The sequence below is a fragment of the Geodermatophilus sp. SYSU D00766 genome, from assembly GCF_054049915.1.
Genome location: NZ_JBJGYI010000019.1, coordinates 29,398 through 44,849, shown reverse-complemented (window position 1 = coordinate 44,849; position 15,452 = coordinate 29,398). Strand labels below are relative to the sequence as shown.

Annotated in this window: 14 protein-coding genes; 7 read left to right on the top strand and 7 right to left on the bottom strand. The window is 75.0% G+C overall.

What is annotated here, in order from left to right:
• Positions 1-6: 6 nt before the first annotated feature.
• From ACI8AD_RS14825 to ACI8AD_RS14805, 5 genes are all read left to right on the top strand, one after another.
• On the top strand, positions 7-762 hold the full coding sequence (locus ACI8AD_RS14825; protein WP_456871291.1) for an amino acid ABC transporter ATP-binding protein: 756 nt from the start codon (positions 7-9) through the stop codon (positions 760-762).
• A 20-nt stretch (positions 763-782) separates the two neighbouring features.
• Positions 783-1,673, top strand: a complete 891-nt coding sequence (locus ACI8AD_RS14820) for a transporter substrate-binding domain-containing protein (RefSeq protein WP_456871290.1) — start codon at positions 783-785, stop codon at positions 1,671-1,673.
• Positions 1,674-1,782: 109 nt separating this feature from the next.
• Positions 1,783-2,433: an amino acid ABC transporter permease gene (locus tag ACI8AD_RS14815; protein ID WP_089404365.1), complete on the top strand. Its 651-nt coding sequence runs from the start codon at positions 1,783-1,785 to the stop codon at positions 2,431-2,433.
• The gene (locus ACI8AD_RS14810; protein WP_456871289.1) at positions 2,430-3,344 is read left to right on the top strand and encodes an amino acid ABC transporter permease; all 915 of its coding nucleotides are present in this window, start codon (positions 2,430-2,432) and stop codon (positions 3,342-3,344) included. The genes ACI8AD_RS14815 and ACI8AD_RS14810 overlap by 4 nt, the downstream gene beginning before the upstream one ends.
• A gap of 35 nt (positions 3,345-3,379) precedes the next feature.
• Positions 3,380-3,871 (top strand): hypothetical protein, encoded by a 492-nt coding sequence (locus ACI8AD_RS14805; RefSeq protein ID WP_456871288.1) that lies wholly within the window; start codon positions 3,380-3,382, stop codon positions 3,869-3,871.
• 41 nt (positions 3,872-3,912) lie between these two features.
• On the opposite strand, the gene ACI8AD_RS14800 is transcribed toward ACI8AD_RS14805, so the two are convergent.
• The 7 genes from ACI8AD_RS14800 to ACI8AD_RS14770 form a co-directional block, all read right to left on the bottom strand.
• Positions 3,913-4,419 carry a regulatory protein RecX gene (locus ACI8AD_RS14800; protein ID WP_456871287.1) on the bottom strand — a complete coding sequence of 169 codons (507 nt, stop codon included), beginning with the start codon at positions 4,417-4,419 and terminating at the stop codon, positions 3,913-3,915.
• A 221-nt stretch (positions 4,420-4,640) separates the two neighbouring features.
• Positions 4,641-5,672, bottom strand: a complete 1,032-nt coding sequence (recA, locus tag ACI8AD_RS14795) for a recombinase RecA (RefSeq protein WP_456871286.1) — start codon at positions 5,670-5,672, stop codon at positions 4,641-4,643.
• A 192-nt stretch (positions 5,673-5,864) separates the two neighbouring features.
• The gene (locus ACI8AD_RS14790; RefSeq protein ID WP_456871285.1) at positions 5,865-6,059 is read right to left on the bottom strand and encodes a DUF3046 domain-containing protein; all 195 of its coding nucleotides are present in this window, start codon (positions 6,057-6,059) and stop codon (positions 5,865-5,867) included.
• Positions 6,060-6,069: 10 nt separating this feature from the next.
• Positions 6,070-6,717, bottom strand: coding sequence for a hypothetical protein (locus ACI8AD_RS14785; protein ID WP_456871284.1), 648 nt, complete (start codon positions 6,715-6,717; stop codon positions 6,070-6,072).
• Positions 6,714-7,181, bottom strand: a complete 468-nt coding sequence (locus ACI8AD_RS14780) for a MarR family winged helix-turn-helix transcriptional regulator (RefSeq protein WP_456871283.1) — start codon at positions 7,179-7,181, stop codon at positions 6,714-6,716. The genes ACI8AD_RS14785 and ACI8AD_RS14780 overlap by 4 nt, the downstream gene beginning before the upstream one ends.
• Positions 7,182-7,375: 194 nt before the next feature.
• Entirely contained in the window at positions 7,376-8,623 is a 1,248-nt protein-coding gene (locus ACI8AD_RS14775) for an MFS transporter (RefSeq protein ID WP_456871282.1), read from the bottom strand.
• Positions 8,624-8,630: 7 nt separating this feature from the next.
• The gene (locus ACI8AD_RS14770) at positions 8,631-9,776 is read right to left on the bottom strand and encodes an acyl-CoA dehydrogenase family protein (protein ID WP_456871281.1); all 1,146 of its coding nucleotides are present in this window, start codon (positions 9,774-9,776) and stop codon (positions 8,631-8,633) included.
• Positions 9,777-9,879: 103 nt separating this feature from the next.
• On the opposite strand from ACI8AD_RS14770, the gene ACI8AD_RS14765 reads away from it, so the two are divergent.
• Positions 9,880-14,502 (top strand): ATP-dependent helicase, encoded by a 4,623-nt coding sequence (locus ACI8AD_RS14765; protein ID WP_456871280.1) that lies wholly within the window; start codon positions 9,880-9,882, stop codon positions 14,500-14,502.
• Positions 14,503-14,565: 63 nt separating this feature from the next.
• Positions 14,566-15,426 carry a cold-shock protein gene (locus ACI8AD_RS14760; protein WP_456871279.1) on the top strand — a complete coding sequence of 287 codons (861 nt, stop codon included), beginning with the start codon at positions 14,566-14,568 and terminating at the stop codon, positions 15,424-15,426.
• Positions 15,427-15,452 lie beyond the last annotated feature (26 nt).

The following is a 15,452-nucleotide window of genomic DNA, read 5'->3' as shown; positions in this document are numbered from 1 at the left end:
CCGTGCGTGACCAGCCAGCAGACCGGAGCACCGCTCGTCGAGCTGACCGGGGTCAACAAGTGGTTCGGTGACCTGCACGTGCTGCAGGACATCGACCTCTCGATCGACCGCGGCGAGGTCGTCGTCGTCATCGGCCCGTCGGGCTCGGGCAAGTCCACGCTGTGCCGGGCGATCAACCGCCTGGAGACCATCCAGCAGGGCGAGATCCGCATCGACGGCCAGAAGCTGCCCGAGGAGGGCAAGGCGCTGGCCAGGCTGCGCAGCGACGTCGGGATGGTCTTCCAGAGCTTCAACCTCTTCGCCCACAAGACGATCCTGCAGAACGTCACGCTGGCTCCCACCCGGGTGCGCCGGCAGTCCAGGTCGGACGCCGAGCGGCGCGCGCGTGAGCTGCTCGACCGGGTCGGCGTCGGGCACCAGGCCGACAAGTACCCGGCGCAGCTGTCGGGCGGCCAGCAGCAGCGCGTGGCCATCGCCCGAGCCCTGGCCATGGACCCCAAGGTCATCCTCTTCGACGAGCCGACGTCGGCGCTGGACCCGGAGATGATCAACGAGGTCCTCGACGTCATGACGTCGCTGGCCCGCGACGGCATGACGATGGTCGTCGTCACCCACGAGATGGGCTTCGCCCGCCGGGCGGCCAACCGGGTCGTGTTCATGGACGGCGGCCGGATCGTCGAGGCCGCCGACCCGCAGACCTTCTTCACCAGCCCGCGCTCCGACCGGGCCCGCGACTTCCTGTCCAAGATCCTCGAGCACTGACCCACCACGGGAGGACACCCATGCGCAGCACCCGGAAGCTGGCGGCCTTCGCCGCCCTCGGCCTCACCCTCGCGGCCTGTTCCAGCGAGGCCGGCAACCAGGCCGAGGAGGAGGCCGCCAGCGCCCCCACCGTGGCCGAGGAGGTCGACTTCCCCGAGGGGTCGACCATGGCCGAGCTGGCCGAGGCCGGCAGCATCACCATCGGCACGAAGTACGACCAACCCGGCTTCGGCCTGCTCAACCCCGACGGCGTGCCCGAGGGCTTCGACGTGGAGATCGCCAAGATCATCGCCGGTGAGCTGGGCATCGCGCCCGAGGACATCGAGTGGACCGAGACGGTGTCGGCCAACCGCGAGCCGTTCATCCAGAACGGCCAGGTGGACATGGTGGTGGCGACCTACACCATCAACGACACCCGCAAGCAGGTCGTCGACTTCGCCGGGCCGTACTACATCGCCGGCCAGGACATCATGGTCGCCGCCGGCAACCCCGAGGGCATCCAGGGCCCTGACGACCTCGCCGGCAAGACGGTCTGCTCGGTCGAGGGCTCGACGCCGGCGCAGAACATCCGGGACAACTACCCAGAGGCCAACCTGGTCACCTACGACGTCTACTCCAAGTGCGCCGACGACCTGGCCAACGGCAACGTCCAGGCGGTGACGACGGACAACGTCATCCTGACCGGCCTGGTGGCGGGCAACCCCGAGGGCTTCGAGCTCGTCGGCAACCCGTTCACCGAGGAGCCCTACGGCATCGGCCTGGCCAAGGGCGACAACGACTTCCGCGACTTCGTCAACGACGTGCTCGAGGAGTCCTTCGAGGACGGCCGCTGGGCCGACGCCTGGGACCGCACCGCCGGTGCGATCACCGGCGAGGAGGCCCCCGAGCCGCCGACGGTCGACCGCTACTGAGCACCCCGGCGCCGCCGGGCGGGACTCCCCCGCCCGGCGGCGCCGGCCGTGCTCCCGACGTGTCCCCGACGACCGTCCCCGACGACCGACGACCTGACGGCGAGGCGCCATGGGCTTCCTGACCGACAACGCCGACCTGCTGTGGAGCGCGTTCCTGACGACGCTGTCCCTCGCGGTCACCAGCGGGGTGTGCGCCCTCGTGCTCGGCACGGTGCTCGCCGGCATGCGGGTCAGCCCGGTGCCGCCGCTGCGCGGGCTGGCCACCTTCTACGTCGAGGTGTTCCGCAACACCCCGCTCACCGTGGTGTTCTTCTTCCTCGTCTTCGGCATCGTCCAGATCGACCTGTCCTTCCCGAGCCGGTTCATCGCCGCCGTCGCCGCGCTGTCGCTCTACACCGCCGCGTTCGTCTGCGAGGCGCTGCGCTCGGGGATCAACGCCGTCCCGCCGGGTCAGGCCGAGGCCGCCCGCGCCCTGGGCCTGGACTTCGGCCAGAGCCTGCGCACCATCGTGCTGCCGCAGGCCTTCCGGACCGTCGTGCCACCCCTGGGCAACGTGTGGATCGCCCTGGCGAAGAACACCTCCATCGCCGCGGGCTTCGCCGTCACCGACCTCACCGCGGCGCTGCAGCGGCTGTCCAACGCCAACGCCGACCAGCTCCTGCTGGTCTTCGCGGCCATCGTCGCCGGCTACCTGGTGATCACGCTGCCCTCCGCGTGGGCCATCCGGGTCATCGAGAAGAGGGTGGCGATCGTCCGATGAGCGCACCGACCGTCCTGTTCGACCTCCCCGGACCGCGGGCGCGCCGCCGGCAGCGGATCGGCACGGTGATCGGCGCGCTGCTGATCGCCGGCCTGGTCGCGCTGGTGCTGTGGCGGCTGGGGAGCAACGGTCAGCTCGACCCCGACCGCTGGGCGATCCTGTTCGACCCAGCCGCGGGCGTGCCCCAGGCCCTGGGCGAGGCGCTGCTCAACACCCTCGCCGTCGCCGCCGTCGCCATGGTGGCGGCCACCGTCCTGGGTGCGCTGCTGGCGGTCGGCCGGTTGTCCGACCACGCGTGGGTGCGCGGGCCGGTGGGGGTGGTCGTGGAGTTCTTCCGCGCCGTGCCGCTGCTGGTGCTCATCCTGTTCTGCCTGCTGTTCCTGCCCACCGTCGGCGTCCCGATGACCGCCTTCCGCGCCCTGGCGCTCGGGCTGACCCTCTACAACATGGCCGTGCTCGCCGAGATCTTCCGGGCGGGCATCCTGTCGGTGGACCGCGGCCAGCGGGAGGCGGCCTTCGCCCTCGGCATGCGCAAGACGCAGGTCATGACGCTGGTGCTGCTCCCCCAGGCGGTCCGCCGGATGCTGCCGGTGCTCGTGGCCCAGCTCGTGGTGCTGCTCAAGGACAGCTCGCTGGGCTTCATCGTCGGCTACGTCGAGCTGCTCCGGCAGGCGCGCAGCCTCGTCGAGTTCTTCAACTTCCAGTTCGGCAACATCTACACGTTCCAGCTCTACGTGGCCGCCGGGCTCATCTACATCATCGTCAACGTGCTGCTCTCGCAGCTGGCCAAGTACGTGGAGAAGCGCACCCGCCGGGACCGCAGGACCGCGGGCTCCGACACTGTCGGACTGGCCGACGTGCAGATGGACGGCAGCGGCGGTGGGCTGGTGACCGAGTCGGGCGGCCGGTAGTACCGCCGGTCCGCGGGCCTGCCGATGACACAGCCGTGGACACCGCTCTCCGCCCCGTCGTGCCGCCGCTGCCGTCGATCGTGCGTCTGCCCGACGGGCAGGTCGACGTCGCGCAGGAGTTCGTGAACCGGCTGCGCGCCGCCGCGCCGCGGTTCGCCGACGCGGCCGGCGCGGGGTCCGCCGTCGTCCGGGAGGTCGTCCCCCCGGCCCGGCACCGCCGGGCGCGCTGCCGGGTCGTCCTGCGCTCCCCCGACGGCGGCGAGCGTGACGTGACCTTCCTCGGGCCGGTCAGCCGGCCGGCCGTGCTGCCCGACCGCACGTTCGAGGCACAGATCCAGCAGTGGCTGGCCGCCGCTCCCGACGGCGAGGCCGCCGGGCTGGTGGCCGACGACGAGGCCCCCGACGGTTACGCCGTCGACCTGACCGCGTGGGCGGCGCCGTCGGCCACGGTCACGCACCTGCCGACGACGGCCATGCCGCTCCTCGGTGCCGCTGTTCCTGCCGCCGCTGTGCCCGCCGCGGGCTGACCGGCCGGCTCGGCCGGAGGCGTCGGGACCGGACCCCGGGGTCAGGTGTCCCAGGTGGGCCGGTCGTGCAGGTCGGGATCGGGGTCGTCCGTGCCGAACCCCGTCTCGTCCAGCACGTCGCGGACCACGCCCGCGGCCAGACCGCCGCTGTAGCCCTTGCGGGCCAGCATCCCGATGAGCCGGCGGGTGGCGGTGGCCCGGTCGACGCGGCGCAGCGAGGACAGCCGCCGCTCGACCAGGCGGCGGGCGGCGGCGCGCTCGTCGTCGTCGTCGACCTCGGCGAGGGCCTGCTCGGCCTCCTCGCCGTCGACGCCCTTGGCCCGCAGCTCGGCGCGCAGCGCTCGCCGGGCCAGGCCGCGGCCGGCCTGGCGGGAGGTCACCCAGGCGCGGGCGAAGGCGGCGTCGTCGATGAGGCCGACCTCGCCGAACCGGTCGAGGACGGCGGTCGCGGCGTCCTCGGGGATGCCGCGGCGGGCGAGCAGGTCGGCCAGCTGCTGCCGGGTCTTCGCCGCACCGGTGAGCGCCCGCAGGCAGATGGCGCGGGCCACCGACTCCGGGTCACCCGGCTCGTCGGCGGGGTCCCTGGGATCGCCCGGGGGTGTGCCGGCGGCGGCCGGGTCGTCCGGGTCAGGGGACGACCCGGACCGCCGCCGGGGACGGCCGGCGCGGTCACCGGGACCCGGTGCACGGGTCCGGCGGCCGCGCCGGCCGGGCCGCTGGGGGTCGATCTCCTCGGAGAGCGGGCCCGACCAGCCGGTCACGGGGTGGCTCAGAAGTCGGCCGCGTCGGGGGCGGGCGCGTCGAGGGTGGCGCCGACGCCCAGCTTCTCCTTGACCTTCTTCTCGATCTCGTCGGCGAGGTCGGGGTTGTCGCGGAGGAAGGTCCGGACGTTCTCCTTGCCCTGGCCGAGCTGGTCGCCCTCGTACGTGTACCAGGCGCCGGACTTGCGGATGAAGCCGTGCTCGACGCCGGCGTCGATCAGGCCGCCCTCGCGGCTGAAGCCGTGGCCCCACAGCAGGTCGAGCTCGGCCTGCTTGAAGGGCGCGGCGACCTTGTTCTTGACGACCTTGACGCGCACCCGGCTGCCGACGGCCTCGGTGCCCTGCTTGAGGGTCTCGATGCGGCGGACGTCGAGGCGGACCGACGAGTAGAACTTCAGCGCGCGGCCACCGGTGGTGACCTCGGGCGAGCCGTAGACGATGCCGACCTTCTCGCGCAGCTGGTTGATGAAGATCGCGGTGGTGCCCGAGTTGTTCAGCGCACCGGTGATCTTCCGCAGCGCCTGGCTCATGAGGCGGGCCTGCAGACCCACGTGGCTGTCACCCATCTCGCCCTCGATCTCGGCGCGGGGCACGAGAGCGGCCACGGAGTCGATGACGATGATGTCGAGCGCGCCGGAGCGGATGAGCATGTCGGCGATCTCCAGCGCCTGCTCACCGGTGTCGGGCTGGCTGACCAGCAGCGCGTCGGTGTCGACGCCGATGGCCCGGGCGTACTCGGGGTCGAGGGCGTGCTCGGCGTCGATGAAGGCCGCGATGCCGCCGGCGGCCTGGGCGTTGGCCACCGCGTGCAGGGCGACCGTGGTCTTGCCGGAGGCCTCCGGGCCGTAGACCTCGATGACGCGGCCGCGCGGCAGGCCACCGATGCCCAGGGCGATGTCGAGGGCGATCGAGCCGGTCGGGATGACCTTGATCGCCTGGGCGGTGCTGTCGCCCAGGCGCATGACCGAGCCCTTGCCGAACTGCTTGTCGATCTGGGCGAGGGCCATGTCGAGGGCCTTGTCGCGGTCGAGCGTTGCCATGGTGCTCACCTTCGGGAAGTCGCGTGTCGGGAGTCGGAGCGGTGTCGGAGGCGACGCTAGGTCGGGGGTCTGACACTTTCCGGTGACCGACTCGACCTGTGGAGGGACGACGTCCCTGTGGACGCACCCGTCACTGTAGGACGAACAGGTGTTCGAGTCGAGCGACACACGGCGGGCGCGCCGTCGTCCGGCTCAGCGGTCCCGGGGCGGGACGTCGTACTCCTCGCAGATCGCCAGCCAGACGCGCCGCACCGGCACCCCGGCCTCGATGGCGTCGAGGGCGGTCCGGCCGCCGAGCGCGGCGAAGACGTGGTCGCGCGTCACGCTCTGGGCCCGCATCGAGCCGAACTGCTCGTCGAGCCGGGACCAGAACTCCTGCAGGCGCACGCCTCCGACGCTAGCGCGCGTCCCCGTCGGCGGCGGCCCGCCCGGCGGCCTCCTCGGCGATCCCGGCGCGGAGCCGGCGGACCAGCGCCGCCGGGTCGTCGGCGGCCAGGCGCAGCTCGTCGACCGGCCGGCCGCCGGTGCGCGCCAGCGGCAGCACCGTCGGTGTCCGCAGCTCGACGTCGACCTGGGTGGAGGACACGACCGTCACCGACACCGCGCGCCGGCCGCCCTCCTCGGCGACGACGACCGTGCGGGAGCCCTCGACGCTGCGCCGGCGCACCCGCACCGCGGCGACGGCCTCCCACGGCACCCGGACGTCGACGGCGGACCCGGAGCGCACCCGCAGCCCCTCGCCGTCGACCACGTGCGGGTGCACCCGCATGGACGCGAGGAGACCGACCATCCACAGCAGCCCGTAGACCCCGACGACCAGCAGCGCGATCCGCAGCGAGGGCCAGGGCAGCAGCCAGTCGACCAGCGGGATCTCGACCGCCGACAGCACGACGAAGGTCCACAGCACCGGCGCGGCCGCCGACGCGTACGGGAAGGCCTCCGCACCGGGCGGCACGTCGGGCCGCCGCCGCACCCAGCGCCACAGGCTGCGCCAGGTGCCCAGCTCGAAGGCCACGGCGCGGCGCAGCAGCTCCCGGGCCCTCACCGGTCCTCCTCCCCCGCCACGGCGCCCGGCACGAGGACCCGCAGCCGTTCCAGGACGTCGTCGAGCGCGGCCACCAGGCCGTCGAGCCGCTCGGGCAGGAGCCCGTCGAACAGCTGGCCGGCCAGCTCGATCTGGCCGCGCCCGAGCTCGTCGAGCAGCTCCTGCCCCCGCGCGGTGGGGGTGACCAGGGTGGCCCGCCGGTCCGCGGGGTGCGGCTCGCGGGAGACCAGTCCGGCCGCGACGAGCCCGTCGACGAGGCCGGTGACGTTGCGGGCGCTGACGCCCAGCGCGTCGGCCAGCGCGCGCTGGGTGCTCGGTCCGGCGGTGCGCAGTCGCCACAGCAGCGTGGTCCGCGCGACGGTGAGTCCGGAGGCGGCCAGTGACGCCGCCGTGTCGCGGCCGAGCAGCAGGGACACCTCGAGCAGCCGGTCGAGGGCGGCGATGCGGACGTCGTCGTCGGTCATCGTGAGCCTCCTGCACCGTGAAGTGGCTTCACGATACACGGACTATCCTCGGGGTGTGTTCCCCACCACCGGCTCGGCCACCTGGGACACGGTCCTGGAGATCGGCATCGCGCTGTGCATCCTCGTGACGCTGGTGATGCTGTGGCGCAACCTGCGGGGCCGCTGACCGCGCTGCTAGCCGCGCTGTTGACCGCTCAGCGCCGCGCCCACACCAGGGCCAGCGGCACCACCAGCGCCGCCGACACCCCCGCGACCAGCCCGTAGCCGCCGGCGGCCAGCAGCGGGCCCCCGACCGCGCCGGCCACGGCCGCGCCCAGCCCCATGACCAGGTCGGTGCCGCCCTGCGCCGTCGGCCGGACGTCGGCGGGCACCGACTCGGTGACCAGCGTCGAGCCCGCGATCAGCCCGCACGACCAGCCCAGGCCGAGCAGCAGCAGGCCCGCCCCCAGCCGGCCGGTGGCCTCCGGAGGTGCCGTCCCCGCCAGCGCGACGGCGGCCAGCAGCAGTCCCCCGCCGACGGCGACCGTCGCCCGCCGCCCCGCCCGGTCGGCCAGCCAGCCGACCAGCGGCGAGAACAGGTACATGCCGGCCACGTGCACGCTGATGACCAGGCCGACCAGCCGCAGCGTCGTCGCGTCGTCGGAGCCGCCGGCGTGCCCCATGTGCACCGGCGTCATGACCATGACGCCGACCATCACCGCGTGCGAGACCACGACGGCGACCAGTCCCAGCCGGCCCCCGGACGAGCCCCACACCGCGGCCAGGCCCGACCGCGTGCGCCCGCGGGCCGGCACGGCGTCGACCGGCCCGCGCAGCCGGCGGGAGAGCAGCAGCGGGTCGGGTCGCAGCCCGGCGACGAGGGCCGCGGCCACCAGCACGAACACCACCGCCGAGACGGCGAACCCGCCGCCGAGCGCCGGCAGGCCGAGGGCGCGGCCGAGGTCGGCGCCGGGGGCGGCCAGGTTGGGGCCGAGCACCGAGCCCACCGTCGTCGCCCAGACCACCAGGGACAGGTCGCGGCCGCGCCGCTCGGGCGCGGCCAGGTCGGCGGCGGCGTAGCGGGCCTGCAGGCCGCACGCGGTCGCGGCGCCGAAGGCGAACAGGCCGGCGAGCAGCAGCGGCAGCGACGACAGGACGGCGGCGACCACGGTCAGCAGCGCCCCGCCGACGGCGACGGCGTAGCCGGCGGCCAGCCCCGCGCGCCGGCCGGCGCGGTCGGACAGCCGGGCCAGCGGGACGGCGAGCACCGCGGCGCCCAGCACGCCGGCGGTCTGCCCGAGGCCGGCCGCGGCGTCGCTGCCGGCGACCTCGCGCGCGAGCAGGCCGCCGATGGTGATGCCGACGGTGACCCCGAGCCCGGCGAGCGCCACCGCGCCGGACAGCACGCCGACGGTGCGCCGCTGCACCCGCCCGACGTCGGGGCTCGCCTCCTGCGTGGTCACCGGCCGGTCACAACCCCAGCGACCGGCCGATGATCTCGCGCATGATCTCGTTGGTGCCGCCGTAGATCGACTGCACGCGGGCGTCGCGCCAGGCCTTGGACACCGGGTACTCGTCCATGTAGCCGTAGCCGCCGTGCAGCTGCAGGCAGCGGTCGGCGACCTTGTTCTGCAGCTCGCTGGTCCAGTACTTGGCCATGGCCGCGTCGACGGCGGTCAGCTCGCCGGTGTTGAGCTGCCGCACGCACTCGTCGACGAACGTGCGCGCGATCGTCGTCTCGGTGTGCAGCTCGGCGAGGACGAACCGGCTGTGCTGGAAGCTGCCCACCGGCCGGCCGAACGCGGTGCGGCTGCCCACGTACTCGCGGGTCTGCGCGAGCACCGTCTCGCACGCGGCCACCGCGCCGACGGCGATCGACAGCCGCTCCTGCGGCAGGTTCTCCATGAGGTGGGCGAAGCCGCGGTTCTCCGCGCCGAGCAGGTTCTCCGCGGGCACGCGCACCTCGTCGAAGAACAGCTCGGCGGTGTCCTGCGCCTTGAGGCCCACCTTCTCGAGGTTGCGGCCGCGGCTGAAGCCGGGCATCCCCCGCTCGACGACGAGCAGGCTGGTGCCGCGCGAGCCGGGGGCGTCGGGGTCGGTGCGCGCCACGACGATCACCAGGTCGGCGTTGATCCCGTTGGTGATGAAGGTCTTGGCGCCGTTGAGCACCCACCCGTCACCGTCGCGGCGCGCGGTGGTGCGGATGGCCTGCAGGTCGCTGCCGGTGCCCGGCTCGGTCATCGCGATCGCGGTGATCAGCTCGCCCCGGCAGAAGCCGGGCAGCCACCGGTCGGCCTGCTCCTCGGTGCACAGGTCGCGCAGGTAGGGGGCGACGACGTCGTTGTGCAGCCCGAAGCCCAGGCCGCTGGCGCCGATGCGGGTGACCTCCTCGTCGAGGACGGCGTTGAAGCGGAAGTCGCGCACCCCGCCGCCGCCGTACCGCTCGTCGACGTCGATGCCGAGCAGCCCCTGCTCCCCGCCGGCGAGCCACACCTCGCGGGGGACGATCCCGTCGCGCTCCCACCGGTCGTGGTGCGGGGCGACGTCCTTCTCGAGGAAGGTGCGGACGGTCTGCCGGAAGTCCTCGTGCTCGGCCTCGTAGAGGGAGGTGCGCATGCCCGGCAGTGTGCCGCACGCCACCCCCGGATCGGGCGACCCCGCCCGCTGACGGCGTCCGCGCAGGCCAGCGGACTGTCGTACCCGCGGGGACACTGGACACGTGCCCGCCCTCGACCGGTTCTCCGCGCCCACCCAGGCCTGGTTCACCGGTGCCTTCGCCGAGCCCACGGCCGCCCAGGAGGGCGCCTGGGAGGCGATCAGCAGCGGCGGGCACGCCCTCGTCGTCGCCCCCACCGGGTCGGGCAAGACGCTGGCGGCGTTCCTGTGGTCGCTGGACCGGCTGACCAGCACGCCGCCGGCCGACGAGAGCCGCCGCTGCCGCGTCCTCTACGTCTCCCCGCTCAAGGCCCTGGCCGTCGACGTCGAGCGCAACCTGCGCGCGCCGCTGGCCGGCATCGGCCAGGCGGCGCTGCGGCTGGGGCTGCCGCGGCCGGAGATCTCGGTCGGCATCCGCTCCGGGGACACCCCGGCCGACGAGCGCCGGGCGTTCACCCGCCGGCCCACCGACATCCTCATCACCACCCCCGAGTCGCTGTTCCTGCTGCTGACCAGCTCGGCGCGCGAGGCGCTGCGCGGGGTGGAGACGGTGATCGTCGACGAGGTGCACGCCGTCGCCGACAGCAAGCGCGGCGCGCACCTCGCGGTCTCCCTCGACCGCCTCGACGACCTGCTCGAGCGGCCCGCCCAGCGGATCGGGCTGTCGGCGACGGTGCGCCCGATCGAGGAGGTCGCCACCTTCCTGGCCGGGGGCCGGCCGGTGCAGGTGGTGCAGCCGCCGGCGGGCAAGGAGTGGGACCTGTCGGTCGTCGTCCCGGTCGAGGACATGAGCCAGCTGGGACAGCCCACCGGCGAGCTGGAGGGGTCGGCGGCCGGGGACCAGCCGCGGGCGTCGATCTGGCCGGCGGTCGAGGAGCGGGTGCTCGACCTGGTGGAGGCCCACCGCAGCACCATCGTGTTCGCCAACTCCCGCCGGCTGGCCGAGCGGCTCACCAGCCGGCTCAACGAGATGGCCTACGAGCGGGCCACCGGGGAGGCGGTGCCGCCGGGCACCACCGCCGCCGCGCTCATGGCCCAGGCGGGGTCCGGAGGCGGGGTGCCCGAGGGGGTGCGGCCGGTCGCGGCGGCCCACCACGGCTCGGTGTCGCGCGAGCAGCGGGCCGTCGTCGAGGAGGCGCTGAAGTCCGGGCAGCTGCCGGCGGTGGTGGCGACGTCGTCGCTCGAGCTCGGCATCGACATGGGCGCGGTCGACCTCGTCGTCCAGGTGGAGGCACCGCCCACGGTGGCGGCCGGCCTGCAGCGGGTCGGCCGTGCCGGGCACCAGGTCGGCGCGGTCAGCCGCGGCGTGCTGTTCCCCAAGTACCGCGGCGACCTCGTGCAGTGCGCCCTGGTGGCCGAGCGGATGAAGGCCGGCGCGATCGAGTCGATCCGCTACCTGCGCAACCCGCTCGACGTGCTCGCCCAGCAGGTCGTCGCCATCGTCTCCGAGGGCCCGCGCACCGTGGAGGAGGTCGGCGCGCTGCTGCGCCGGTCGGCGCCCTTCTCCGGCCTGCCCGACTCCGCGCTGCACGCCGTCCTCGACATGCTCGCCGGGCGCTACCCCTCCGACGCGTTCGCCGAGCTGCGGCCGCGGCTGACCTGGGACCGGGTCACCGACACCCTCACCGCGCGCGGCGGCGCGCAGCGGCTGGCGGTCACCAGCGGCGGCACCATCCCCGACCGCGGGCTGTTCGGCGTCTTCCTCGTCGGCGGCGAGGGGTCCGGCGGGCGCCGCGTCGGCGAGCTCGACGAGGAGATGGTCTACGAGTCGCGGGTCGGCGACGTCTTCCTGCTCGGCTCCTCGTCGTGGCGGATCGAGGAGATCACCCACGACCGGGTGCTGGTCTCCCCCGCCCCCGGCCAGCCCGGGAAGATGCCGTTCTGGCACGGCGACGCCCCCGGCCGGCCGCTGGAGCTGGGCCGGGCGCTGGGCGCCTTCCTCCGCGAGGTCGGCTCGGCCACACCCGAGCGGGGCCGCGAGCGGGCGCAGGCCGCCGGGCTCGACGACTGGGGCGCGGCCAACCTGCTGGCCTACCTCGCCGAGCAGAAGGCGGCCACCGGCCACCTGCCCGACGACCGCACGCTGCTGGTCGAGCGGTTCCGCGACGAGCTCGGCGACTGGCGGCTGGTCGTGCACTCGCCCTTCGGCGCGCAGGTCAACGCCCCGTGGGCGCTGGTGCTCGCCGCGCGGCTGCGGGAGCGCTACGGCGTCGACGTCGCCTCCATGCACTCCGACGACGGCATCGTGCTGCGGCTGCCCGACACCACCGGCGAGCCGCCGGAGGCCGACCTCGCCGTCCTCGACCCCGACGACGTCGAGCGCGAGGTGACCGCGGAGGTCGGCAGCTCGGCGCTGTTCGCCAGCCGGTTCCGCGAGTGCGCCGCCCGGGCGCTGCTGCTCCCCCGCCGCGACCCGCGCCGCCGCACCCCGCTGTGGCAGCAGCGCCAGCGCGCGGCGCAGCTGCTCAGCGTCGCCAGCGAGTTCTCCTCCTTCCCCATCACGCTCGAGGCCGCCCGCGAGGTGCTGCAGGACGTCTACGACGTGCCCGGCCTGGTCGAGCTGATGCGCGACGTCCGCTCCCGCCGCGTGCGGGTGGTCGACGTGCAGACCCAGTCCGCCTCGCCGTTCGCCCAGTCGCTGCTGTTCGGCTACGTCGGGCAGTTCCTCTACGAGGGCGACGCCCCGCTGGCCGAGCGGCGCGCGCAGGCGCTGGCGCTCGACACCGGCCTGCTCGCCGAGCTGCTCGGCCGCTCGGAGCTGCGCGAGCTGCTCGACGCCGAGGCGCTGACCGAGGTCGAGCGGGAGCTGCAGCGGCTGCCGGCCGAGCGCCACCCCCGCGACGTCGACGGCGCCGCCGACCTGCTGCGCCTGCTCGGTGACCTCACCCCGGCCGAGGCGGCGCTGCGCGGCGTGCCCGCGGCGTGGCTGGAGGAGCTGGTCGCCTCCCGCCGGGCGATCGTCGTGCGGATCGCCGGCGAGGAACGCCACGTCGCCATCGAGGACGCCGGGCGGCTGCGCGACGCGCTGGGCACCGCGCTGCCCGTCGGGGTCCCGGAGGCGTTCACCGAGCCGGTCGCCGACCCGCTGGGCGACCTGGTCGGCCGCTACGCCCGCACCCACGGCCCGTTCCAGCCGGCCGAGGTGGCCGCCCGGCTCGGCCTCGGCGTCGCCGTCGTCACCGCCACGCTGCAGCGGCTGGTGGGCACCGGCCGGCTGGTCACCGGGGAGTTCCGCCCCGGCGGCAGCGGCCAGGAGTGGTGCGACGCCGAGGTGCTGCGCTCGGTGCGCCGCCGCAGCCTGGCGAAGCTGCGCCAGGAGGTCGAGCCGGTGCCGATCGGCACCCTGGCCCGCTTCACCCCCTCCTGGCAGTCGGTGGGCAGCCGGATGCGCGGCGTCGACGGCGTCCTGGCCGTGGTCGAGCAGCTCGCCGGGGCGCTGGTGCCCGCGAGCGCGCTGGAGACGCTGGTGCTCCCGAGCAGGGTCCGCGACTACTCCCCCGCGATGCTCGACGAGCTCACCAGTGCCGGTGAGGTGCTCTGGGCCGGGGCCGGGAGGCTGCCCGGCGGCGACGGCTGGGTGAGCCTGGTGCCCGCCGACGTCGCGCCGCTGCTGCTGCCCGACCCGGTCGAGCTGCCGGAGGAGGGTGGCGTCGGCTTCGCCGTCCTGGAGCAGCTGTCGGCCGGGCAGGCGGTGTTCTTCCGCGGGCTGTCCGACCTCGTGGGCGCCACCGACGACACCGCGCTCGCCGACGTCGTCTGGGACCTGGTGTGGGCCGGGCTGCTGACCAACGACACCCTGGCGCCGCTGCGCACCCGGCTGGCCGGCGGCGGCACGCACAAGCGCACCCCGGCGCCGCCGCGGGCCCGGGTCGACCGCACGCGGTACGGCCGCACCCGGCTGGGCCGCCCGGCGATGCCCACCCGCACCGGGCCGCCCACGGTCGCCGGCCGCTGGTCGCGGCTGCCCGAGCGCGAGCCCAACCCGACGCGGCGCACCACCGCCCGCGCCGAGGCGCTGCTGGAGCGGCACGGCGTGCTCACCCGCGGCGCGGTGGTGGCCGAGCAGGTGCCCGGCGGGTTCTCCGCCGTCTACCCGGTGCTGCGGGCGTTCGAGGAGAACAACCGGGCCCGGCGCGGCTACTTCGTCGAGACCCTCGGCGCCGCGCAGTTCGGCACCGTCGGCGCCGTCGACCGGCTGCGCGCCTTCGCCACCCCCGACCGGGCACCCGAGGGCGCGGTGGTGCTCGCCGCCACCGACCCGGCCAACGTCTACGGCGCCGCGCTGCCCTGGCCCGATCGCGGCGGCCCCTCCGACGGGGAGTCCGCCGAGCAGGTCGCCGGCGACGTCGGCGAGGGCACCGGCACCGGCACCGGCACCGGCACCGGGAAGCGGGCCACCGGGCACCGCGCCGGGCGCAAGGCCGGGGCGCTGGTGGTGCTCGTCGACGGGGATCTGGTGCTCTACGTCGAGCGCGGCGGGAAGTCGCTGCTGTCGTTCACCGAGGACGAGCAGACGCTGAAGGAGGCGGCCACCGCGCTGTCCGGCGCGGTCGCGGCCGGGGCGCTGGGGCGCATGGTGGTGCAGAAGGCCGACGGCGCCTCGGTGCACCAGGACACCCCGCTGTCGGGCGCGCTGCAGGCCGCCGGCTTCGCCGCCACCCCCCGGGGCCTGCGCCTGCGGGGCTGACCGGCGCCTCGCGGGGTCCGCGTACCGTGGACGGTCGCAGTCGTGAGGGATGAGGGAACAGGTATGGCAGCCGGCACGGTCCGCTGGTTCGACGCGGACAAGGGCTTCGGGTTCATCGAGCCGCAGGAGGGCGGGGACGACGTCTTCGTCCACTTCTCGGCCATCGAGGACACGGGGGGCTTCCGCACCCTCGAGGAGGGCCAGCCGGTGGAGTTCGACGCCACCGCGGGCCCGCGCGGGCCGCAGGCCGACCGGGTGCGACCCACCGGCGGCGCCCCGCGGGCCCGCCGCGACGACCGGGGCGGGGACCGCGGCGGCTTCCGTGACGACCGGGGCCGGGACGACCGGGGCCGGGACGACCGGGGCCGCTCCGGCGGTGGCCGCGCGCCCCGCGGCCTCGTCGTCCAGGGCACGGTCGCGCGCTTCGACGCCGACCGCGGCTTCGGCTTCATCGTGCCGGAGGACGTGTTCGTGCACGTCTCCGCGGTGACCCGCGGCGGCGACCTCGAGGAGGGCGACCGGGTCGAGTTCGAGCTGGTCGAGGGCAACCGCGGGCTGCAGGCGGAGTCGGTGCGGCTGCTGCCGTCGACCCCGCGGCGCGGTGGCTACGACCGGCCCGCCCGCCGGGACGACCGCCGGGACGACCGGCGCGACGACCGGGGCGGCCGCGACCAGCGCCCGGCCCGCGCCCCGCGGGGCGGGGACGCCGGCGGGGACGCCGAGGGCACCGTGCAGTGGTTCAACCCCGACAAGGGCTTCGGCTTCATCACCCCCGACGACGGCGGCGACGACGTCTTCGTGCACTTCTCCGAGATCGAGGAGAGCGGCGGCTACCGCGAGCTCGAGGAGGGGCAGCGGGTCGCCTTCACCCGCACCTCCGGCGCCCGCGGCACCAGCGCCAGCGGCGTCCGCCCGATCGACTAGTCGAAGGACCACCCTCCTCCCCGCAC

Excerpts from the sequence above, each read along its gene's own strand:
- ACI8AD_RS14770 (WP_456871281.1), bottom strand. The coding sequence starts at position 9,776 with ATGCGCACCTCCCTCTACGAGGCCGAGCACGAGGACTTCCGGCAGACC.
- recA (WP_456871286.1), bottom strand. The coding sequence starts at position 5,672 with ATGGCAACGCTCGACCGCGACAAGGCCCTCGACATGGCCCTCGCCCAG.
- ACI8AD_RS14760 (WP_456871279.1), top strand. The coding sequence starts at position 14,566 with ATGGCAGCCGGCACGGTCCGCTGGTTCGACGCGGACAAGGGCTTCGGG.
- ACI8AD_RS14820 (WP_456871290.1), top strand. The coding sequence starts at position 783 with ATGCGCAGCACCCGGAAGCTGGCGGCCTTCGCCGCCCTCGGCCTCACC.
- ACI8AD_RS14780 (WP_456871283.1), bottom strand. The coding sequence starts at position 7,181 with ATGACCGACGACGACGTCCGCATCGCCGCCCTCGACCGGCTGCTCGAG.
- ACI8AD_RS14810 (WP_456871289.1), top strand. The coding sequence starts at position 2,430 with ATGAGCGCACCGACCGTCCTGTTCGACCTCCCCGGACCGCGGGCGCGC.
- ACI8AD_RS14815 (WP_089404365.1), top strand. The coding sequence starts at position 1,783 with ATGGGCTTCCTGACCGACAACGCCGACCTGCTGTGGAGCGCGTTCCTG.